20 protein-coding genes are annotated in these 21,430 nt (G+C 73.3%); 7 read left to right on the top strand and 13 right to left on the bottom strand.

The features are described from left to right. Nucleotides 1-16: 16 nt before the first annotated feature. Together AW270_RS01205 and AW270_RS01210 are read right to left on the bottom strand one after the other, a co-directional pair. Nucleotides 17-673 (bottom strand): alpha/beta fold hydrolase, encoded by a 657-nt coding sequence (locus AW270_RS01205; RefSeq protein WP_063819067.1) that lies wholly within the window; start codon nucleotides 671-673, stop codon nucleotides 17-19. A 10-nt stretch (nucleotides 674-683) separates the two neighbouring features. Beyond that, nucleotides 684-1,376: a hypothetical protein gene (locus tag AW270_RS01210; protein ID WP_061289389.1), complete on the bottom strand. Its 693-nt coding sequence runs from the start codon at nucleotides 1,374-1,376 to the stop codon at nucleotides 684-686. 44 nt (nucleotides 1,377-1,420) lie between these two features. Between AW270_RS01210 and AW270_RS01215 the strand changes: the two genes are divergently transcribed. Further along, the gene (locus tag AW270_RS01215) at nucleotides 1,421-2,344 is read left to right on the top strand and encodes a DUF2332 domain-containing protein (RefSeq protein WP_061289392.1); all 924 of its coding nucleotides are present in this window, start codon (nucleotides 1,421-1,423) and stop codon (nucleotides 2,342-2,344) included. Here AW270_RS01215 and AW270_RS01220 read toward each other — a convergent pair. Together AW270_RS01220 and AW270_RS01225 are read right to left on the bottom strand one after the other, a co-directional pair. Continuing rightward, nucleotides 2,341-2,916, bottom strand: coding sequence for a DUF421 domain-containing protein (locus AW270_RS01220; protein WP_061289395.1), 576 nt, complete (start codon nucleotides 2,914-2,916; stop codon nucleotides 2,341-2,343). The genes AW270_RS01215 and AW270_RS01220 overlap by 4 nt on opposite strands. Then, entirely contained in the window at nucleotides 2,913-3,533 is a 621-nt protein-coding gene (locus AW270_RS01225) for a RibD family protein (RefSeq protein WP_061289398.1), read from the bottom strand. Before AW270_RS01225 ends, AW270_RS01220 begins: the two co-directional genes overlap by 4 nt. A 64-nt stretch (nucleotides 3,534-3,597) precedes the next feature. Between AW270_RS01225 and AW270_RS01230 the strand changes: the two genes are divergently transcribed. Further along, nucleotides 3,598-4,092 (top strand): GNAT family N-acetyltransferase, encoded by a 495-nt coding sequence (locus AW270_RS01230; RefSeq protein ID WP_061289401.1) that lies wholly within the window; start codon nucleotides 3,598-3,600, stop codon nucleotides 4,090-4,092. Here AW270_RS01230 and AW270_RS01235 read toward each other — a convergent pair. Together AW270_RS01235 and AW270_RS01240 are read right to left on the bottom strand one after the other, a co-directional pair. Then, on the bottom strand, nucleotides 4,079-4,696 hold the full coding sequence (locus AW270_RS01235; RefSeq protein WP_061289402.1) for an FMN reductase: 618 nt from the start codon (nucleotides 4,694-4,696) through the stop codon (nucleotides 4,079-4,081). The genes AW270_RS01230 and AW270_RS01235 overlap by 14 nt on opposite strands. Before the next feature lie 10 nt (nucleotides 4,697-4,706). After that, nucleotides 4,707-5,795: an LLM class flavin-dependent oxidoreductase gene (locus AW270_RS01240; protein WP_061289405.1), complete on the bottom strand. Its 1,089-nt coding sequence runs from the start codon at nucleotides 5,793-5,795 to the stop codon at nucleotides 4,707-4,709. Nucleotides 5,796-5,888: 93 nt separating this feature from the next. Between AW270_RS01240 and AW270_RS01245 the strand changes: the two genes are divergently transcribed. Genes AW270_RS01245 through AW270_RS01265 form a run of 5 tightly spaced genes read left to right on the top strand, consistent with a single transcriptional unit; the run spans nucleotide 5,889 to nucleotide 11,843 of the window. Next, nucleotides 5,889-6,581 (top strand): HAD family hydrolase, encoded by a 693-nt coding sequence (locus tag AW270_RS01245; RefSeq protein WP_061289408.1) that lies wholly within the window; start codon nucleotides 5,889-5,891, stop codon nucleotides 6,579-6,581. Between the two features lie 47 nt (nucleotides 6,582-6,628). Next, nucleotides 6,629-8,269: a phosphoglucomutase (alpha-D-glucose-1,6-bisphosphate-dependent) gene (gene pgm / locus AW270_RS01250; protein WP_061289411.1), complete on the top strand. Its 1,641-nt coding sequence runs from the start codon at nucleotides 6,629-6,631 to the stop codon at nucleotides 8,267-8,269. A 54-nt stretch (nucleotides 8,270-8,323) separates the two neighbouring features. Beyond that, complete coding sequence (locus tag AW270_RS01255; protein ID WP_218009046.1) at nucleotides 8,324-10,501, top strand: xanthine dehydrogenase family protein molybdopterin-binding subunit; 2,178 nt, start codon at nucleotides 8,324-8,326, stop codon at nucleotides 10,499-10,501. Beyond that, the gene (locus tag AW270_RS01260; RefSeq protein ID WP_061289414.1) at nucleotides 10,498-11,379 is read left to right on the top strand and encodes an FAD binding domain-containing protein; all 882 of its coding nucleotides are present in this window, start codon (nucleotides 10,498-10,500) and stop codon (nucleotides 11,377-11,379) included. The genes AW270_RS01255 and AW270_RS01260 overlap by 4 nt, the downstream gene beginning before the upstream one ends. Further along, nucleotides 11,376-11,843 (top strand): (2Fe-2S)-binding protein, encoded by a 468-nt coding sequence (locus AW270_RS01265; protein ID WP_061289417.1) that lies wholly within the window; start codon nucleotides 11,376-11,378, stop codon nucleotides 11,841-11,843. Before AW270_RS01260 ends, AW270_RS01265 begins: the two co-directional genes overlap by 4 nt. Here AW270_RS01265 and AW270_RS01270 read toward each other — a convergent pair. From AW270_RS01270 to AW270_RS01295, 7 genes are all read right to left on the bottom strand, one after another. Then, on the bottom strand, nucleotides 11,818-12,870 hold the full coding sequence (locus AW270_RS01270) for a thiopeptide maturation pyridine synthase (protein WP_061289420.1): 1,053 nt from the start codon (nucleotides 12,868-12,870) through the stop codon (nucleotides 11,818-11,820). The genes AW270_RS01265 and AW270_RS01270 overlap by 26 nt on opposite strands. Nucleotides 12,871-12,875: 5 nt before the next feature. Then, nucleotides 12,876-13,706, bottom strand: coding sequence for a lantibiotic dehydratase C-terminal domain-containing protein (locus AW270_RS01275; RefSeq protein ID WP_061289422.1), 831 nt, complete (start codon nucleotides 13,704-13,706; stop codon nucleotides 12,876-12,878). Then, the gene (locus AW270_RS01280) at nucleotides 13,703-15,889 is read right to left on the bottom strand and encodes a lantibiotic dehydratase (RefSeq protein ID WP_157521601.1); all 2,187 of its coding nucleotides are present in this window, start codon (nucleotides 15,887-15,889) and stop codon (nucleotides 13,703-13,705) included. The genes AW270_RS01275 and AW270_RS01280 overlap by 4 nt, the downstream gene beginning before the upstream one ends. Before the next feature lie 67 nt (nucleotides 15,890-15,956). Then, nucleotides 15,957-16,130, bottom strand: coding sequence for a hypothetical protein (locus tag AW270_RS38345; RefSeq protein WP_157521602.1), 174 nt, complete (start codon nucleotides 16,128-16,130; stop codon nucleotides 15,957-15,959). Between the two features lie 21 nt (nucleotides 16,131-16,151). After that, nucleotides 16,152-17,534, bottom strand: coding sequence for a nitroreductase family protein (locus AW270_RS01285; protein ID WP_157521603.1), 1,383 nt, complete (start codon nucleotides 17,532-17,534; stop codon nucleotides 16,152-16,154). A 29-nt stretch (nucleotides 17,535-17,563) separates the two neighbouring features. Continuing rightward, the gene (locus tag AW270_RS01290) at nucleotides 17,564-19,375 is read right to left on the bottom strand and encodes a TOMM precursor leader peptide-binding protein (RefSeq protein WP_061289431.1); all 1,812 of its coding nucleotides are present in this window, start codon (nucleotides 19,373-19,375) and stop codon (nucleotides 17,564-17,566) included. Next, entirely contained in the window at nucleotides 19,372-21,231 is a 1,860-nt protein-coding gene (locus AW270_RS01295) for a hypothetical protein (protein ID WP_157521604.1), read from the bottom strand. The genes AW270_RS01290 and AW270_RS01295 overlap by 4 nt, the downstream gene beginning before the upstream one ends. Between the last annotated feature and the right edge of the window lie 199 nt (nucleotides 21,232-21,430).

Raw genomic sequence — 21,430 nt, forward strand, 5'->3', positions numbered from 1 at the left:
ATTAACGCCGCCATGGTCACCGGAGGAAAGCCGCGACCTCCTTGACGAACCCCTCGGGGTCCTCGCCGTGGACGTTGTGCCCCGCCCCGAGCACCACCCGCCGCCCGTCGGGCAGCGCCGAGGTGAGCCGGGCCAGCGCCTCCTGCGGCACGAGCTCGCTGTACGCGCCGCCCACGACCAGCACCGGCATGGTCAGCTCGGGCAGCCGCGCCCACCACGCGGGGTCGACCCGCCGCACGTCGGCCCGGATCACGTCGACCACCACGGGGTCGAAGTCCTCGTCGCCGGTCACCACGTAGGGCTCGAAGGCCTGCGGTTCACGGGCGGCCGGGAAGGAGTCCTCCAGCACCAGCCGCCGGACCAGGCCCGGCCGGTCGCGGGCGACCAGCGCCGCGACCCGGCCCCCCATCGAGTGGCCGACCAGGTCGATCTCGGTGAGGCCCCGGGCGTCGAGGAACGCCAGCGTGTCGGCGGCCATGAGCTCCAGGCTGTAGTCGGCGTGGCGGGGGCTCGCGCCGTGGCCGCGCATGTCAGGCGCGATCCAGCGCCGCCGCCCGAGGGCCGGGGCGATCCGGTCCCAGGTGGCCGAGGAGCCGGTCAGGCCGTGGATCAGGACGACCGGCACGCCTCCAGGCCGGCCGGCTTCCTTCCACGCGAGGGGTACGACGTCCATGCGCGCCACCCTACGGCAGGGTGATCCAGGTCGCCTGGGCCCGCGCGACGACCTCGTCACCGGACAGCAGCGCCGAGGCGCTGAGGAGCTTGCGCCCGGACGACTCCAGCGGCCACCCCACGGCGACCAGCCGCTCCCCGGCCGCGACGTCCCGCCCGATCTCGGCCTCGAACGTGCCCAGCAGGGCGATCACGTCGGTGTTCTGGGCGAACGGCGGGTAGCTGACGCAGTCGAGCGCCGCCCACACGATCTCCGGCCGCACCACCCCGCCCTCGGCGACGCTCTCGTCGGGCTCGAAGGGGGAGGCGGCCATCTCGGCGCCGGGCAGCCGTCCGGGGGTGACGCGCAGGCCGTCGGCCCGGTCGTGCCCGCAGACGAAGCAGCCGGTCAGCAGGTGGTCGTCGCCGATCCACGGGTGGCGCTCCCGGGCGGCTGCGGCCTCGGCGAGCGTGGGGCGCAGCGGGGGGTCGAGGAAGGCCGCGTCCGACGGCCCGGCCTCGGCCACGAGCACGCCGTCGTGCAGGACGCGGACGGCGCCGCCGTCGCGGACGACGTCGAGAGGGGTCTCCAGGGGCGGCGGCGTCCGCAGCACCACCCGCGCGGGGCCGTCGACGAACGCGGCGGCCAGCCCGCAGGCGTAGCCGCCGTTGGCGGAGGTGACCGGCCCGTTGTACCGGGCGCCGATGACGATCTGGTCTGCCACGCCCCCCACTCAACCACGCCGCCCCGACCCGGGATGATCGGGCCATGGACACCGCCGACGTTTACCGGACCTTCGGCGTCCGCGAGGCCCGGGGCCCCTACCGGGAGCTCGCCGCCGCCATCGCCGACGACCCCGGCCTGATCGCGCTCATCGGCGCGCTGCCGGAGGCCAAGCGCCAGCCCAACCTCGTCCTGGCGGCGGTCCGCTTCGAGGGCGGTCCCGCCACCGAGGACGACGGCTTCCGGCCCTGGGCGAAGGAGAACTGGGCGGCGGTCGAGCGGACCGTCCTGGCCCGGCGCACCCAGACCAACGAGGCCGGCCGCTGCGCCAGCCTGCTGCCGGTTCTCGCCCAGATCGAGGGCCCGCTGGCCCTGATCGAGGCGGGCGCCTCGGCGGGCCTCTGCCTCCAGCCCGACCGCTATCGGTACGTCTACGACGCCCGCGAGCCGTTCGGCCCCGGCCCGGTGACCCTGGCCTGCGCGACAGAGGGCGACCCGCCGATCCCGGACGCGGTCCCCGAGATCGCCTGGCGGGCCGGGATCGACCTGGCCCCCGTCGACGTCACCGACCCCGCCGAGCGCCGCTGGCTCGAATGCCTCGTCTGGCCCGGCGAGGACGCCCGCCGCGACCGCCTCCGGGCCGCCCTCGCCGTCGCCGCGGCCGATCCGCCGCGCCTGGTCCGGGGCGACGTCGCCGAGACCCTGCCCGGCCTGGTCGAGGAGGCGGCCGGGCACGGCACGGTCGTCGTCTGCCACTCGGCGCTGCTGCCGTACCTGACGCCCGGGGCCCGGGACCGCTTCGTGGACCTGGTGACCGGCCTCGGCGTGCGGTGGATCTCCAACGAGGGCACCCCGCGCCTGCCGCACTTCGGCATCCCGGCGGGCGACCGGCTGGCCTTCGTCACCGCCCTGGACGGCGTGCCGAAGGCCCTCACCGATCCCCACGGCTCGTGGCTGCGCTGGCTCTAGGGTCCGAACGCGCCCTTGCGCCGGTCCATCAGCAGCGCCTCGATGCGGACCAGCCGCTCCTCCAGCCGGGCGATGTCGGCCAGGGTGGCGTTCTCCTCCTCGGGCCGGAGCCGGACCACCACGGTCCCGCCCGGTTCGAGGGTCGCCTCCGACACGTCCTCCACCCGCGTGCCGCCCTGCCGTTTGATCGCCACGTCGAGGTCGGCGTGGCGCAGCCCGAGGCGTTTGAGGTTGTGGTCGTCGTAGGCGCCGTCACGGGCCAGGACGGTCGGCCTGCTCTCGAACAGCCTGGCCAGCCAGCCCCACTCGGCGGCGGCCCGGGTGAGCATCGCGTTGGCCGTGACCAGGACGACCGCGCCGATGACGCCGCCGACCAGCGAGTTGTCGGGGCCGATGATGGCGTTCTGCACGACGTTCGACAGCAGCAGCATGACCACCAGGTCGAACGTGTTGAGCTGGGCCATGTCCCGTTTGCCGACCAGCCGGAGCAGGACCACCACGCAGAGGTAGACGGCCACGGTCCTGAACACTTTGTCCAGGACCGGCACGCCGAGGGCGAGGATGTCGTTCATGCGACACGGTAGCGCAGCCACACCAGGCCCTTGCCGAAGGTGTCGCTGTCGATGAGCTGCAGCGTCCGCGACGGCGGCGGGCCCTCGCCCCACCAGGGGCGGCTCCCGACGCCCATCACCGGGTGGATCAGCAGGCTGACCTCGTCGACCAGGCCGTCGGCCAGCAGCCGCCCGACCAGCCGCCCGCCGCTCACCACCCGGACCACCTTGACGCCCGGACGCCGCCCGATCGCCCGCAGCGCCGCCCGCAGGTCGACCTGGCCGGCGCCGACGACGAGTTCGGGGACGTAGCGGCCGACGGGGCGCGGCGGGGTGGTCCGGCAGTGCAGCGCGAGCACCTCGGACCAGTGGCCGGCGTCGCGGAGCTGCTGCCAGCGGGTGACCCGGGCGCGGCCGTCGACCACGGCCAGCAGCGGGCCGGGGTCCTTCGTGCCGGGACCGACGACGAGGGCCGGGTCGAGGGACATGACGGTGTCGGAACCGGCCAGCGTGACGTCCTCGTGCCAGGTCGTGCCGACCAACTGATGGAAGCGGGCGGCGTCGAGGGCGAACCCGTCGGTGTTCCCGTCGAGCGAAACGCCCAGGTGGGCGACCACGTAGGGCGTGTCGGTCGGCATGTCACCGAGCGTAGTCGAGCCTAAACGGGTTGCCGGGGTCGGCGCGCGTGGTGAGACTGGCGCGATGCTGATCAGACGTGAGGCCCCGGGCGACGTGGCCGCGATCCGTGACGTCGTGGTGCGGGCCTTCCCGACCCCCATGGAGGCCGACCTGGTCGAGCAGCTCCGGGCCGACGAGGGCTGGATCCCGGCCCTGTCGATGGTCGCCGAGGTCGACGGTGAGGTGGTCGGCCACGTGGTCTGCACCCGGGCCGACCTGGACGGCGTGCCCGTTCTGGGGCTCGGGCCGCTGAGCGTGCGGCCCGACCGGCAGCGCCGGGGGGTGGGGCTGGCGCTGATGCACGCGATGCTCGGGGCCGCCGACGCGCTGGGGGAGCCGCTGGTCGTGCTGCTGGGCAGCCCCGCCTACTACGTCAGGTACGGCTTCCGCCCCGCCACCGCCCTGGGGATCGTCTCGCCTGATCCGCAGTGGGGCGAGCACTTCCAGGCGCGGCCGCTGACCTCGTACAGAGGGGAGAAGGGGCGGTTCACCTACGCCGAGCCCTTCAACCGGTTGTGAACGGCCGCAGCGCGGCCAATTGCTGCTCGAACGGGATGAGCTGCTCGGCGGCGCGGGGCTTGGCGGGGACGCGGGAGACCAGCGCGGCCAGTTCGCCCGCCGCCCGGTCGATCCGCGCGGCGAGCCCGTCGCCCGAGGTGGCGCCCCAGTCCTCCGAGGCCGCGTAGACGGCGGTCGGCACGACGACGGCGCGCAGGTAGGTGAACATCGGCCGCAGCGCGTGCTCCAGCGCGAGCGAGTGCCGCGCGGTCCCGCCGGTCGCCGCGATCAGCACCGGCGCGCCCTGGAGGGCCGTGTTGTCCAGCACGTCGAAGAACGACTTGAACAGCCCGCTGTACGACGCGGTGAAGATCGGGGTGACCGCGATCACGCCGTCGGCCGTCGCGACCGTGTCCAGCGCCTCCTTCAAAGCGGGCGAGGGGAACCCGGTCACCAGGTTGTTGGCGATGTCCACGGCCAGGCCGCGCAGCTCGATCACCCGGATCTCGGTGGGTTCCGGGGTGCTTTCGAGGTGGCGGCCGGCCGCCTCGGCCAGGCGGTCGGCCAGCAGCCGGGTGGACGACGGCTGGCTGAGCCCGGCCGAGACGACGGCGATGACGGTCATGTCGGTCCTTTCAGGCGACGAGGGTCGAGTTCCGCGCGGCGACGCGCGCGGCGTGGGTGGGGGCCTCGGCGACGCCCTCCTTGCGGCGGGCGGCGAACTCCTTGCGCAGCACCGGCACGACCTCCTCGCCGAGAATGTCGAGCTGCTCCAGCACGGTCTTCAGCGGCAGGCCGGCGTGGTCCATCAGGAACAGCTGGCGCTGGTAGTCGCCGAAGGAGTCGCGGAAGGTCAGCGTCTTGTCGATGACCTCCTGCGGGCTGCCCACGGTCAGTGGCGTCTGCTCGGTGAAGTCCTCCAGGGAGGGGCCGTTGCCGTAGACGGGGGCCTTGTCGAAGTAGGGGCGGAACTCGCGGACGGCGTCCTGGGAGTTCTTCCGCATGAACACCTGCCCGCCGAGCCCGACGATCGCCTGGTCGGGGGTGCCGTGCCCGTAGTAGGCGAAGCGGGTGCGGTAGAGCTCGATCAGGCGGGCGAAGTGCTCCTTCGGCCAGAAGATGTTGTTGGCGAAGAAGCCGTCGCCGTAGTAGGCGGCCTGCTCGGCGATCTCCGGGCTGCGGATCGAGCCGTGCCAGACGAACGGCGGGACGCCGTCGAGCGGCCGGGGCGTCGAGGTGAAGCCCTGGAGCGGGGTGCGGAAGTTGCCCTCCCAGTCGACGACGTCCTCGCGCCACAGGCGGTGGACCAGCGCGTAGTTCTCGATCGCCAGGTTGATGCCGTTGCGGATGTCCTGCCCGAACCACGGGTAGACCGGGCCGGTGTTGCCGCGGCCCATCATCAGGTCGACCCGGCCGTCGGCCAGGTGCTGGAGCATCGCGTAGTCCTCGGCGATCTTCACCGGGTCGTTGGTGGTGATCAGCGTGGTGGACGTCGAGAGGATGAGCCTGTCGGTCCTGGCGGCGATGTAGCCGAGCATCGTGGTGGGCGACGACGGCACGAAGGGCGGGTTGTGGTGCTCGCCCGTCGCGAAGACGTCGAGCCCGACCTCCTCGGCCTTGAGCGCGATCGTCACCATGGCCTTGATCCGCTCGGCCTCGGTGGGGGTGGTGCCGTCGGTCGGGTCCGTGGTCACGTCACCGACGGTGAAGATCCCGAACTGCATCTCTGCTCCTTTTTTCGTCTACGGGCCCTCAAGCGCCGTCCGATCGACAAATATTCCGCGCCGCAAGTATCTCTGTCATGGAAGGCTGTGCCAATGCGACGTACAGGACAGACGTTGATTTTCGACGCCGACGACACCCTGTGGGAGAACAACGTCTTCTTCGAGCGGGTCATCGACGACTTCCTCGACTGGGCGGTCCACCCGACGCTCGACCGGGTCCAGATCCGCCAGATCCTCAACGACATCGAGCGGGCCAACGCGGTCAGCCACGGCTACGGCAGCGCCGTCTTCCTGCGGAACCTGCACGAGACCTTCGAGAGGCTCCAGGAACGTCCCGCCTCCCCCGTCGAGAAGGAGCGGATCGATCGGTTGGCGGGCCGGCTGGTCAGGGGCGAGGTCGAGCTGATCCCCGGCGTCGCCGACACCCTGGCCGAGCTGGGCGCGCGCCACGAGCTCTACCTGCTGACCAAGGGGAACGTGGCGGAGCAGCAGCGCAAGATCGACGCGTCGGGGCTGGGGCCGTGGTTCCGGGCGACCCACATCGTGCGCGAGAAGGACGCCGAGGTCTACCGGCGTCTGGCGGTGGACTCGGGGTTCGCCGTCGACCGCACGTGGATGATCGGCAACTCTCCCAAGTCGGATATCTCGCCCGCCCGCGCCGCCGGGATGAACGCCGTGTTCATCCCCCACGAGCACACCTGGGTGCTCGAACACGCAGAGCTCGACGCGGCGGATCCCGGTGTGCTCACGCTGAAGGCGTTCACCGAACTCGCCGACCATTTCTGAGCCCCCGGTGATCCGTTGGCGGGGCACAGTGCGGCAAACTTAGGCCTATGGTGCATCAGCGAGCTGGGCAGCCCGCGCTGCCGACCGATCTGGTCGACGTCCCCCGCCTCCTGACCAGCTACTACGCGTTGCGCCCCGACGTGGAGCAGCCGTCGCAGCGGGTCGCCTTCGGCACCTCGGGCCACCGGGGTTCGTCGCTGAACACGGCGTTCAACGAAGACCACATCCTGGCCACCACCCAGGCCATCTGCGAATACCGCCGGGCCCAGGGCGTCGACGGCCCGCTGTTCCTCGGCATCGACACCCACGCCCTCTCCGAGCCCGCGCGGGTGTCGGCGCTGGAGGTGCTGGCCGCCAACGAGGTCCGGGTGCTGATCGACGTCCACGACGGCTTCACGCCCACCCCCTCGGTGTCGCACGCCATCCTCACCCACAACCGGGGCAGGACCTCGGGTCTGGCCGACGGCATCGTCGTGACCCCGTCGCACAACCCGCCGCAGGACGGCGGCTTCAAGTACAACCCGCCCAACGGCGGCCCCGCCGACACCGACGCGACCGGCTGGATCCAGAACCGCGCCAACGAACTCATCGCCGCCGGCCTGAAGGAGGTCCGGCGCATCCCGTTCGAGCGCGCCCTGAAGGCCGAGACCACCGGCCGCTACGACTTCATGGGCTCCTACGTGGCCGACCTCCCGTCGGTCGTCGACCTCGACGCGATCCGGGGCGCGGGCGTGCGCATCGGCGCCGACCCCCTCGGCGGCGCGAGCGTGGCCTACTGGGGCGAGATCGCCGAACGCCACCACCTCGACCTGACGGTCGTCAACCCGCTCACCGACCCGACGTGGCGCTTCATGACGCTCGACTGGGACGGCAAGATCCGCATGGACTGCTCGTCGCCGTACGCGATGGCGTCCCTGATCGCCTCCAAGGACAAGTACGACATCGCGACCGGCAACGACGCCGACAGCGACCGCCACGGCATCGTCACCCCCGACGGCGGCCTGCTCAACCCCAACCACTACCTGGCCGTCGCGATCTCCTACCTGTACGCCCACCGCGACGGCTGGCGCCCCGACGCCGGAGTCGGCAAGACCCTGGTCAGCAGCAGCATGATCGACCGCGTCGTGGCCGGCCTCGGCCGCCGCCTGGTCGAGGTCCCGGTCGGCTTCAAGTGGTTCGTCCCCGGCCTCCTCGACGGCTCCCTCGGCTTCGGCGGCGAGGAGAGCGCGGGCGCGTCCTTCCTGCGCCGCGACGGGCACGTCTGGACGACCGACAAGGACGGCCTGATCCTGGCCCTGCTCGCCTCGGAGATCACCGCCGTGACGGGCAAGTCCCCCAGCGCCCACTACCACGACCTGACCGAACGCTACGGCGCCCCGGCTTACGCCCGCGTCGACGCGCCCGCCTCCCGCGAGGAGAAGGCGATCCTGGCGAAGCTGTCACCGGGCCAGGTCACGGCGGGCAGCCTGGCGGGCGAGCCGATCACCGACGTGCTGACCCACGCCCCGGGGAACGGGGCGGCGCTGGGCGGGCTGAAGGTGCAGACGGAGAACGCCTGGTTCGCCGCCCGCCCGTCGGGGACGGAGGACGTCTACAAGATCTACGCCGAGTCGTTCCTGGGGCCGGAGCACCTGGCCCAGGTGCAGGAGGAGGCAAAGACTGTGGTCTCGGCGGCTCTCACCTCCTGAAAATCAGGTCAAACGCCTCGAACCGCCCCTATTGGGGCAGCTAATGTCCGAATGGTGGAGCGTTGGCTGAGACGTGAGGACGAGCGGCTGCTGACCGGCGCCGGGCGTTACGTGGCCGACATCCGCGTCCCCGGGTGCCTGGAGGCCGCGTTCGTGCGCAGCCCGGTCGCCCACGGTGTCGTGCGGGAGGTGGACTGCTCCGCCGCCCGGGAGGTGCCCGGCGTGGCCGGGGCCTGGGCGGCTGCGGACCTGCCGGACCTGCCGTCCGTGCCGGTCTCCGCCATGATGGCGGCGGCCGACGACGCGGGGCGCGAATGGCCCGCGCTGGCCCGGGACCGGGTGCGCTACCCGGGTGAGGCGCTCGCGGTGGTCCTGGGCGACGACCGCTACCGGGCCGAGGACGGGGCCGCGCAGGTCGTCACCTGGATCGACGAGCTGCCTCCCGAGGAGGTGGTCGCCTTCCACGGCGAGGCCGGGGAGCCGATCGGCGACGACGTCTGGGAGCGGGCGGCGGTCGTGGTGGAGGGGCACTACCGGCAGCAGTTGCTGATGCCCTCGCCGATGGAGTGCCGGACCTTCCTGTGCGAGCCGACCGGCGACGGGCTGGTCGTCTGGTCGGGCCACCAGGCGCCGCACCGGCTCCGCATGGAGCTGGCGGGGCTGCTCGGCTGGCCCGTCGAGCGCATCCGCGTGACGGTGCCGGACACCGGCGGGGCGTTCGGGTCCAAGAGCGCGCTGTTCCCCGAGTACATCGCGGTCGTCCACCTCGCCCTGCGGCTCGGCCGGCCGGTGCGGTGGGTGGAGGACCGCCGCGAGTCCATGCTGGTCGCCACCCGGGGGCGCGGGCAGGACCAGCGGGTCAGGCTCGCCGCCGACGACGCCGGGAAGCTGCTCGCGTACGAACTCTCCATCGACGCCGACGTCGGCGCCTACCCCCATCTGGGCGCGGGGCTGCCGATGCAGACGGCGTGGATGGCGACCGGGCCCTACCTGACGCCTCAGGTGCACGCCACCGTCCGGTCGGTGCTGACCCACGCGATGGTCACCTATCCCTACCGCGGGGCGGGGCGGCCGGAGGCGGCGAGCGCGCTGGAGCGCACGATGGACACCCTGGCCCGCCGCCTCGGCATGGACCCGGTGGAACTGCGCCGGCGCAACTTCATCCCGCCCGAACGCTTCCCCTACCTGACCCCGACCGGCCGCGACTACGACAGCGGCAACCACGCCGCCGCCCTCGACCTGGCGCTCACCACCTTCGGCTACGACGCCTGGCGCGCCGAGCAGGCCCGCCGCCGGGCCGACCCGGACGCCCGGCCCATCGGCATCGGCCTGTGCTGCTACGTCGAACGCTCCGGCGGCGAGGCGGGCGGCCTCCACGAGTACGTCGGCGTCGAGGCGGGCGACGACGGCACCTTCACGGCCCGCTGCGGCGCGGCCCCCAGCGGCCAGAGCCACGAGACGGTCTTCCCGGCGCTGGTCGCCGAGACCCTCGGGGTGGACGCGGTCCGCGTCCACCTGCTCGAAGGCGACACCACCGCCACGCCCGACGGGGTCGGCTCCTTCGCCAGCCGCTCGGCCCAGATCGACGGCGCGGGGCTCCAGCACGCCGCCACCCTCCTGATGGACCGCGCCCGCGAACGCGCCGCCACCCTGTGGGAGGTCCCGGTGGAGGAGACCTCCTGGGCCGAGGGGGTCGTCCACGGGCCGTCGTCCATCGACGTGGCCGAACTGGTGAAGCTGACCGGCCCGCTGCGGGCCGACGAACGCTACGAGGCGGGCATGGCCTTCCCGTTCGGCGCCCACGTCGCCGTCGTGGAGGTCGACCCCGACCTCGGAACCGTGGAGGTACTGCGCCTGGTCGCCGTGGACGACTGCGGTCACCCCATCGACCCCGGGGTCGTCCGGGGGCAGGCGTTCGGGTCCGCCGTCCAGGGCCTCGGCCAGGCGCTCTACGAGGGCATCCCGTTCGACGAGCACCTCGTCCCCCAGGTGCCGGGCGGCCTGCTCGACTACCTGCTGCCGACGTACGCGGAGATCCCGCCCATCGACCTGAGGGAGACCAGCACCCCGAGCCCGCGCACGCCCCTGGGCGCGAAGGGCGCGGGGGAGTCCGGCTGCATCGGCACCCCGCCCGCGATCGTCAACGCCGTGGCCGACGCCCTGGAGCTGACCGACCCCGACGTCCTCCAGATGCCGCTGACCCCCGACGTCGTCTGGCGGGCGGCCCGATGAAGCCCCCCGCCTTCGGCTACGTCGCCCCCCGCACCCTGGCCGACGCCCTGGCCGCGCTGGGCGAGGGCGGCCAGGTCCTGGCCGGGGGCCAGAGCCTCCTGCTGGAGATGCACCTCAAGCGCCTGGATCCCCATCTGGTCGTGGACGTCAACCACGTCCCCGGGCTCGACCGCCTGGACGTGGCAGACGGGACGGTGCGGGTCGGCGCGCTGGTGCGGCACAAGGTGTTCGAGTCGCCGCAGGCGGTCCCCGGCCCGCTGGGCGGCCTGTTCGCGCGCGCCGTCGTCAACATCGCCCACCCGCCCATCCGCACCCGGGGCACCATGGTCGGCAGCCTCGCCTGGGCCCACCCGGCCTCGGAGTGGTGCGCCCTGGCCGTGGCGCTGGACGCCGAGATCGACCTGGCGGGGGCCTCGGGGACCCGCGCGATCGCGGCCGGCGACTACTTCCTCGGCCCCTTCCTGACGGCCCGCCGCCCGGACGAGCTCATCACCGCCGTCCGCTTCCCGCTGCTGGGCCCCGACACGGGCGTGGGGTTCCTCGAACACCGCCGCACCGGCTTCTCCTTCGCCCAGGTGGCAGTCGGGGCCGCCCTCGCCATCCGCGACGGCGTGATCACCGAGGCCAGGATCGGCCTGGCCAACTGCGCCGACCGCCCGATCAGGGCGCGCGCCGCCGAACGGTCCCTGGCCGGCGCCGAGATCGCCTGCCCGGGAGGGCCGCGCGTCCCGGCCGACCACCCGTTCACCCGCGCCGGCCGCGTCGCCGCCGACCAGGACGCCGCGCCCGTGCCCGAACCGCACGCCGACGTGGAGTACCGCCGCCACGTCATCGCCGTCCTGGTCGCCCGGACCCTGAGAGAGGCCGCGATCCGATGAAGATCACCCTGACCGTGAACGGGGCCGACTACCCGCTGGAGATCGAACCCCGCCGCGTCCTGGCCGACGTCCTGCGCGACGACTGCGGCCTCACCGGCACCCACCTGGGCTGCGAACAGGGCGTCTGCGGCGCCTGCACGGTCCTGGTCGACGGCGAGGCGGTCCGGTCGTGCCTGATGCTCGCCGTCCAGTGCGACGGCCACCCGATCCACACCGTCGAGGGCCTCCGCGGCCGGGACGGCGAACCCCACCCGCTGCAACGGGCCTTCTCCGCCGAGCGGGCCCTGCAATGCGGCTTCTGCACGCCGGGCTTCTTGATGATGGCCGCGGGCGCGCTGGAGGACGACCCCTCGATCGGCGACCATCCGGAACGCGTGGCCAACCTGGTCCGCTCGAACCTCTGCCGCTGCACGGGCTACGAACCCATCCAGCGCGCCATCATGCGAGCGGCCCGGGGCGGCTGAAACGGCGCATCGACTCCACCCCGGAGACGCCGTAGACCTCCTCGACCGCGTTCGCGAGCAGGTGACAGGTGCGGAAGCGGTCGAGCGGGGTCAGGCCGAGCCTCGTCAGGTGCAGGTAGGTGTAGTTGAGCACCACCCGGTAGCGCAGGAAGTCGGGGCGGCTGAACATCTCGCGGCGGTAGTCGGGGGTGCCGAACATCAGGGTGTGCAGTTCGCCGCGCGTCTCGGCCGGGGTGTCGTCCATGGCAGGCAGCAGGTGCACCACGCGGCCGGCCCGCGCGCGGTAGGTCTCCACCAGCGCCGCCCACTCGCGGACGAACGGGCTGTCGCCGTCCCCGTCGAGGGTGTCCACGACCTGCCTGACCCGCTGGGTGAGCAGGGCGCGGCGGGAGTCGTACACCTCGTCGAAGGAGCGCCGGGCGGCCTCGGGGTCCTTCGACCACATGAGGTAGCCCTCGGCGTGCACCCGGAACGACAGGTAGCTGCGCTCGATCGGGTGGGAGGTGTGCGCGACCGTCAGGAGCAGGGCCATGGCCAGGTCGGACTTGGCGTCGCGGCCGTCGCGGCAGTGGCCGAGCATCGTGAACAGCAGCGGGGTGCTGTCGCTGTAGAACGACGTGAGCAGGTCGACGCCCTCGTCGCCGCCCAGGACGTGGCGGCGGTCGTCGAACGGGAACTCGACGATCGAGTTGTCGGCGGGCCACGGGGTGAGCGGGCCGTGCTCCTGCTCGCGCGCGGCCATGAGGCGGTGCCGGGCCAGGCTCTCGGCCTGGTCCACCACGTACGTCGACGGGTGGTCGCGCAGCCAGCCGCCCACCACCTTGTCGATGCGGGGGCGCACCACCTCCTCCCACACCCGCCGGTCGGTCTTCACGTTGACGCGCACGTGGGGGCCCTGCCGCCAGTGGCGCACCACGTACGCCGCATCGACGTGGTCGCGGATGTCGGCCAGCAGGGGCCGGACGGCGTCGAGGAGCAGGGGGTCCTTGTCCGGCTCGTGGTAGAAGACGTGGACGCTGTGCCACATGAGGGTCACCTCCGCAGCGCGGCCAGCGCGCGGGCCGCGAGAGTCGAGACGTGCGATTCCGGGCCGGGGCGCAGGCCGATCCGGTTGTGGAACAGGTGGGCGCAGCGCAGCAGCACGCGGGCCCGTCGCGCGTCGTCGCCGATGACGGCCAGGTGGGCGTGGGCCGAGCCCGCGTCGCCGGTCGTCGCCGGGAGTCGCGCGGCCAGGTCGTGGATCGAGGCGGCCCAGGCGCCCAGCAGCCCCGGGCCGTCCTTCAGGCGCCAGAGGCGTTCGGTCTGGGTGACCAGTCCGGGCGGGAGGTCGCCGGGTTCGGATGGGGGCAGGCGGCGGGCCGCCTCGGCGAGGTCGGGCTGGCAGGCGGCCATCGTCAGGGTGAGCACGGCGAGGCCGACGGCGGTCCTGCGGTCCATCGCGGGCGCGCCGTGGAGGACGTCGAGCGCGAGGGCGCTGGAGACGCCGAAGTGCCGTTCGGCGGCGGGCATGTCCCCGTAGACGTTCTCCTCCGGCTCGTACGGGAGGAACACCACGCTGCCCGGCGCGTGCAGGGCCGGGTCGTACCTCTCGCGGCGTTCCCCTTTCGCGAGGACGGCCGCGAGCCGCCGGTAGGCCGGGGCGTCGACGGCGGGCGACGGGTGGCCGGCGAACCACCGTGCGGCCCGCGCCCTGACCTCGTCGCGGGGCACCCCCTTCAGCCGCAGCCGCACGTGCGGGCCCGACTCCCAGTAGCGCAGGTAGAAGCAGGCCGTCGCCGACCGGGCCAGCGGGGTGACGACGTCGCGGATCAGGTCGTCGAGGTCGCCGGTGTGGAACAGGTGGGCGCTCTCCCAGCCCGTCATGGGGCGCTCACCTGGACGACGTACTCGGTGACGCGCGGGCCCCCCGGGTAGACGGGGGCGTCCTCGGGGGCGGGCAGGGTCTCCTCGACGACCACCAGGGCGTCGGGGTTCCGGGCCGCGTGCCGCAGGCCGGCCAGCAGGAAGGGGTCGGTGACGTCGACGTACATGGGCTTGCGGTGCTTGCCGAGCAGGCCCGTCAGCAGGCCGTCGCGCAGATCGAGGACCCGGGCGAAGAAGCGGCGCGGCAGGCCGTGGTCGCGCAGCCACGACCCCAGCTCGGCTGGGCCGCCCGGGGGTAGGTCGCCGGCGCGCAGCCGCCAGCACTCGCGGGCCAGCGTGACCACGCCCAGGTCGAGGCGGGGCAGGTGGTCGATCCGGCCGCGCGGCGGCACCGGGCCGGGACGCAGCACCCAGCCGGGCACCAGCGCGACCGACGGCTCGCCGAAGACCCTGACGAGGAACTGCAGCCACGGCGGCAGCCAGTGCTGGGCGGTCATGCCGAGGTGCATCGGCCGCACCTTCTCCCCACCGGCCCGCAACGCCAGCCGGGAACCGTCGAGCCGCACCGTCAGCGCCGAGGGGTGCAGACCTCCACCCGTGGTGTACGGGTAGTCGATCGTCACGTCGGCCGTGGTGGTGCGGAGGTTCAGGCCGCTGCCGAGCGCCCCCGTGACCTCGGCGATCAGGGTGTCGCGTTGCGGGGCCCGCAGCGCCGCCGCGTCCGGGGCGTGGCCGATCCGGTTCAGCTGGTGGTGGAGCCGGGACAGCCCCTTGCCGTAACCGGCGGTGACGGTGTTGACGACCAGGCGGCCCTCCGGGAGCGCCTGGGCGTAGACGCAGATCGACCCCGGGGCGCGGAAGCGGTCGTCGTCGGGGGGCTCGCCGGTCCGCAGGAAACGCTCGCGCAGGTCGGCATGGCCGGGACCGGCCGCGAAGGGGTCGCGGACCAGGTCGCGCAGCGGGCCCGGCTCGCTGTGGACGGCGCGGTAGAAGCTCATGACGGGGACGTCGGCGGCGGGGCCGTACCGGCGCAGGAAGAAGCCGGCGGCGGCCAGTTTCAGCGGGAGGTCGCCGTCGAACAGGGCCAGCCCCTTCCGCAGCCGGTTCAGGTCGTCGAGCGCCGGCCGCCACGCCTCCCGGCCGCACCGGCCCGCCTCGCCCGGGATGACGGCGTTGTGCCAGAACAGGTTCCGCTCGGGGATCTCCGTGGGGGCGAGCAGGTCGCGGATGACCTTCGGGTCCTCCTCGACGCCCAGCTTGGCCAGCGGGTCGTCGTCGTGTTCCCCGTACGGCGGCACCAGCTCCACCAGCCCGATGTCGGCCAGCGCCCTGACCGGCTCCGCCAGCGCCGCCCTCACCGGCTCGGTCGCGGGCACGCTGAGCAGCGGTTCCGTCGCGGTCGGGCCGAGGAACCAGATGCGGCCGTCCTCCTCGAACGCGGTCGGGTTCACCCGCGTCCGCGCCGCTTTCACCTGCCGCGACAGCGTCACCCAGAGCGGGCGCAGCACCGCGCGGTCGAGGTCGACGACCTCCCGCCACGTCAGGTCGGCCGGCGGGACGGCCATCGGGCCGTCGTCGGCCCAGGCGCCGAAGCCGCTCCACGCGAACGTCGCGTAGGGGCTGGTCTTCATCGTGGCGCGAGCCAGGTAGCGGGCCAGTTTGACCGCCTCCTGGCGTGACGGGGACGTGCGCGCGGCCAGGATCGGGCTGCCCAGCTCCAGCCCCCGGCGGAAGGCCGGGTCCGCGGCCAGCTCGCGCAGCAGCCCGGCCTTCTCCCGCCGTTCGGCCTCGTGGACGGCGGGCAGCTCGGCCGCCAGCCTGTCGTGGCGGTCCTTGAGGGCGGTCCAGGCCAGGACCCGTGCCCGCAGCTCCTCCGGGAGGGCGGCGAGCACCTCCGGCGCGGTCGCCCGGCGGTCGGGGCGGCGGCCCCGGAACAGGTCGCGGCGCAGCGCCACCAGTTCCGGCTTGAACACACCCGCGCCGATCACCTCGTGCAGCGGGCCGGACATCGCCCGGCCCTCGTCGGCCAGCGTGCGGGCGACGTCGAGCAGCTCGTCGACGCGTTCCCACGTCCGCTCGCACCGCAACCGCCGCAACCCGTCGGCGGGCAGCCCCGCCACCCGGATGGCGAAGATCGGCGCCACGACGTAATCTCGGTCGGCGGGATGAGCTGTTCGTGACACGGATGCTCCTTCCCGTGACCGAGGGCGCCCGTGCCGTGGGCGCCCTCGGCGTTTCAGCGGTGACCTGCTACGCCTCCGGCGCCCAGCAGCTGTTCGCCTGCATGTACGACGAGCAGTAGCCCATCGCCGACGACGCGCCGGTCTCGACGGCGCCGTGGCCCTCCATCACGATCGAGTCGGCCGACAGGACGTCGATCGCCTCGACCTCCAGGCCGGACAGGTCAAGGGGGAGCTTCTCCATGACGTTTCTCCTTCTCACTGATCAGTACGTTCCGGACGTGCCCCGCGGACCTCCTTCCTGCCGATCGGGGAACCGGAGGACCAGGTCTGGCCCCCGGGACCTGGGCACCCCGACGAGCAGGGACGACAGACTCCGCGCCGGGCCCGTCAGGCCCAGGACGCGGTCGGTCGCCGCACCGGCGGCGTCGGAGTGGATGCGCGAGGTGAGCCCCAGCGCGGCGGCGGCCAGCGTCGCCCGCTGCAACGCCGCGCCCGTCTCGACGAGCTGGTCACGGTGGTCGCGGGCGGTGCCCGCCAGCGGATCGCCCACAAGGACGATCACCGCGGCGGCGGTCTTGAGCGCCTCCCGGGTGTTGGCGACGAGCGGGGCCGACCCGAGGGAAGCCAGCGGTGCGGCATCCACCCGTCGGAGCTCGCCGTCGTAGCGGTAGGCGGCTCTCGGGAGCCCGTCGACCCGCAGGGCCAGCAGGTGGAGGTCCGGTCCGGCAGCCGTCTCCGCCATCGCGACGATCGCCGCCAGCGGGACGGGCACCGGGCGGAAGCCGTCGACCGGGGAATGGCGGATGGGAAGTCCTTCGCGGAGATCCACCATGCCGGCCGGGACCCGGACATGTCCCGGTGGGCGCAGACGTCTCGTCCGCGAGTCGGCCTCTGCGGCTCGGTGCAGGTCCCAGGCCGCACCCGGAGGAAACGGCAGAGGAAGAGGCCGGGCCTCCTGCGGCAGGTCGCCGGCGGGCTGTGGCGCAAGGGCCCGCTCGTGCGGCGGCGCGTGCCGGGCGGTCGGTGTGGCCTTGCGGGTTTCGCCGAGTTCAGAGGTGTGCTCGGGTTGTCGCGCTGGTTGGAGGGTCGGTGTCGTTGGGCGGTTTCGGTCCAGGCCGAGCCCCCGCACGTGCAGCACGGTCAGGAGGGCTTCGCGGGATTCGTCCAGGCCTAGGAGGGTGTCGTCGGGGTCGGCGGGGGTGACGGTCAGGTCCAGGGTGGCGGCGACCACCTCCGCCTGGGTGCGCAGGACGCCGATCTCCTGGCAGATCAGGCGGTAGGCGTAGTCGCCGTACTTGAACATGGAGCGCCAGAAGACCGCCGTCAGGCAGATGCGCGCCGGGCCGTGGTCGCCCGTGCGCAGCACCTCCAGGACCTCGTGCACCGGGTCGTAGTGGAACAGCCCCTCCGGGGAGGCGACATAGGCCTCGATCGGGTACAGGCCGCCCCCCGAGGGCGCCGGGCGGCCCGGGATCGCCATCGGGCCCGTGTCGGTGTGCCGCCAGATCACGCGGGTGATGCCGAGCATGCCGCGCAGCAGCGCGCCCAGCGGGTGGGGCGGTTCGGCCCAGGCGGCCGAGGGGTGGCGTTTGTGCCGGAGCGGCGCGAGGTCCCACCGGGCGTCGAGCGGTCCGCGATCCGCCATCGCCGCCATGTAACGCGCCGCCGGGCCCCTCATGGGAACGGGTGGGGGTAGGGGCTGAGGTCGTCCGCCGCGAGGTCGCGGTGGAGGTAGCCGAGCGCGCGGCCCCGGGTCAGCAGGCGGGGGAGCCCGTGCACCCTCCGGTGGTGGTGGCCGAACGTCATCGGCGCCGCCCCCGGCACGATCACCTTGGCGCAGGCGAAGCCGCCCGCCGCCGCCTCGGGCGAGGTGGTGTCGACGGCGATCACGTCCATGCCGCTGGCCAGGAACCGGGCCACCAGGTCACGCAGGTCGTCGGCCAGGTCGTCGTGGGCGGGCCACTCCGGCAACTCGCCGACCGTCAGCTCCGCGCCGTTCGGCAGGAACTCCAGCCGCTCGTACGCCTTGGGGTGCCCGTACACCAACGGGTGGTGCTCCAGCAGGCGCACCTCACCGGAGTCGGCCACCAGCCGGGCCGCCTCGCCCTCGTCGTAGCGGGCGACGTGGTTGGCCAGCATCGGGCCCATTTCGTCGAGGGCGCGGCGCAGGGCCCGTTCGGGGTCGAGGTGGGCGGCCCCGCCGCACATCGCCTTCGGCCGGTCCGACCGGCCCGACCGGTCGACGGCGGTGATCCAGAAGACCGGCAGTCCCTGTTCGAGGGTGACCACGTGGGCGTGGACGTCGTAGCCCAGCCGGTCGCCGATCCGCTCGGCGGCCATCGGGACGCGCCGGTCGCGCGCCGACCGCAGGTCGACCCGGGGGAGCGGGAGGCGGGCGTACCAGGTGGTCAGGAAGGCGTCCCGTTCGGCGACCTCCAGCAGGCCGTAAAGGATCGCCTCCGCGAGCGATCCGCCGAGGGCGCAGCCGTTGGAACACTCGTAGGCGAAGCCCCGGTCGGGCCGCGCGCCGAAGTAGACGGACGTCTCCGGCACCAGCACCGGCCCGCCCCGCCGGAACGAGTGCCCCCAGACCCAGGCGGTCTCCCGCGCCGGGTCGAACCGGGTGAACCAGAAGCCGGGCCGGTCGTACCAGTCGTCCGGATACAGCCCCAGGAGGCGCGGGTCGAGCGCCTGGCCGGCGATGTCGTCGTAAGCGGCCCTGACGGTGGTCCGCCGCCCTCGCGGGGAGAACCCGGCCAGCCGTTCGAGCGCCTCGGCGACGGCGGTCGCCTTCGCGGCGGGCACGTCCTCGCACCGCCCGAACCCGTGGTGGCTCTCGTGGGCGGCTCGCGCGGGGTTCAGCCGCGCCACGGCGACCGCGCCGTCCCGCGCGTCGGCCTCCACCGACCGCACGACACCGGTCTCCCGGTCGACGTAGCGGCGTTCGAGCTCGGCGAGATCGAGTGTGCCGACCCGGAACCCCGACACCTTCGGCTGCGGTGTGAAGACGACGGGCCGCGGCCCGTCGGGCGGCCGGTCGCCGCAGACCGGGCAGAACGGGTCGGGCAGGAAGGGGTGGCGTGCCAGCGTGCCGGTCAGCACCGGCATCCGCAGCATCGCGCCGCTCGTCAGCGCCGTCGACGGGTCGGCCAGCAGGTGCTCGACCTCGTCGGCCACCAGTTCGCCGACCGTGCCGGCCACGAGGGAGGTGAGGAGGGCAGGCCGGTCGCGCAGGCGTACCGAAAAGTGCTCCCGGTTCCCGGCCCGCCGCCGCTCCACGCAGGTGGGACAGCCCGGCCGCCCGGGAAACGCGGCAGGACCGATCACGACATGTCCGGCTTCGGTGTGCACGGGCAACCACGGGGACCCGTAACGCCGCCGCCCGATGTCGTCGGCGTCACTGGCGACCACCACGACCCCGCTCGACCGCACCCGCGCCCTGACCGCCTCGAACAGCCGCCCCGACCCCACCACGTCGGTGATCACGACATCACCCGCGCCACGAACGCCGGCCCGTCGACGGGCAGCGAGACGGCGGCCCCGCCGACCGGAAACCCGTCACTCGCCCACCGCACGGGCGGTGTGAGCCCGGTCTGCGCCCGCAGCAACACCCGCTCCAGCCCGTCGTGCAACCCGAGCGCCACGAGGGGCGGCCGGCCCGCCACCTCGAACCGCAGCACCGCCGACCCCGGCACCTCCCGCACGACCGGCACCTCCCCGGCCGCCACCACCTGCCGCCAGAGCGGCTCGTCGTCCGGCACGGCCACCTCACCGCCCGCCGCCGATCCCGCCGCCTCGGCCTCGAGCCGCTGCCGGTGCGCCGCGGATACGGCGTCCTCCCAGGTCAGACCCGCTCCGATGAAACCGTCGCCGACCGCGAACACCGCCAGCAGACACCGCAACCGCGCCGTGTCGTGATCCGCCCCCCACCCGACGACCTCACGGTCCCCCACGAGCGCCCGCATGACGGAGAGGGGCCCCTGCGGATAGCCACCTTCGTCCAGTACCGAGATGACCCCCATGCGCGGATCCACCAGATCACGACAGAGCCCGAAAAACCGTTCCCGAACGCCCGCCTCACCCGAGACCCCGGACCCGCCAACCCCCGCCGCACCGGGGCGCTCCGAGCTCCCCTCGCCAGTACCAAAGCCCTCGCTGCCCGCCGACCTCCGCGAGGTGGAGACCGGTCCGGACACCTCTGCGTCCCTCCGCGAGGTGAGTGCTGGTCCCGGCATCTCCACGTCCCTTTGCCGACCGGGGGCCGGTTCGGACACCTCCACATCCCGCCGCGAGGCGGAGGTTGGTCCTGAAACCTCAGCTTCTCTCGGTGATGCGGGGGCGGGGGCTGATGCCGAAACCCCCACGTCTTTCCGCGAGGCGGGGATCGGTTGGGATGCCTGTGCGTCCTTCCGCGAAATGGGGGCCGGTTCCGCCACCTGCGCATCCCTTCGCGAGGCAGGGACCGGTCCGGATATCTGTGTGTCCCTCTGCGAGGCGGGATCTCGGCTGGACACTTCTGCCGGGTTCCAGCGCAGGCCCGCGAAACGGTGGATCGTGCTGTCCAGGGTGCGCAGATCAACGCGGGTGAACGCCCGTCGCGCCGCCACGAGCCCTGTCACCGCCGCGAAGACCCCCAAGGCCACCTGGGACGCCACCACGCGGGGGACCGCGCCGCGCAACCAGTCGCCTCGTGTTCCCTCGCGGAGGGACAACCGCTTCCACCCGGTGGCCGCGTCGGTCTCGCCGGGCGGTCCCGCTGAGGTCAGCCAGGCCTCGTCGTCACGGATCAGCACCTGCGCCAGCACCACGTCGGCGGGGCAGGCGAGCGCCTCGGCCAGCAGTTCGTCCCGGGAGGTGCTGACCTGCACCAGGACGTCCTCGCCCGAGGTCACCACCTCGCGCCAGCCCACCGACCGGAGACACTCGACCAGCGCCGGGACCAGCGCCGGGACCAGCACCCCGGTGCCCGTCACGCGCAGGGCCGAGTTCCGCACCCGGGCGAACCGGCCCGGATGGCCGGCGAACGCGATCTCGGCCGCGTAGGTCTCCAGGTCCTCGGCGGACAGCCCGTGATCGGCGGCCCCGGTGTCGTCGACGACGAAGCGCAGTTCGGCCAGGCGTCCGACGAGGCCGGTGACCAGCTCGCGCTGGGTCGCGGGCAGGCCCGAGGTCAGTTCGCCCAGGGTCTGGGCTCCGTCGAGGCGTGGCGCCAGCCGTTCGAGCAGGGCCAGCGCGTGGGGTCCGCGCAGTGTCGCCGCCCCGTGATCCCCGTGAACGTGAACCCCACCGGGGCACTCGACCCACCGCACGTCAGCGCGTAATCGGGGCCGAATCATCTCCATATTGAGTGGGAGCGCTCCCATATGCTCAGAATACCGCCGACCGAATTACCTCACAAGGCCCTTGTTTCAGTTTATGACAATCTCGCCGACTGCGGGTGATCTGCTCTAACGTCTGACGTGGCCTTTTCCGGCGAAACGCCACCTCTTCATCCGCCCGAGGAAATGGCCTATCCGAAATTGGCGCGAATAGGAATTGACA

It is taken from the genome of Herbidospora cretacea, from assembly GCF_001570605.1.
In the GTDB taxonomy this organism is placed as follows: domain Bacteria; phylum Actinomycetota; class Actinomycetes; order Streptosporangiales; family Streptosporangiaceae; genus Herbidospora; species Herbidospora cretacea.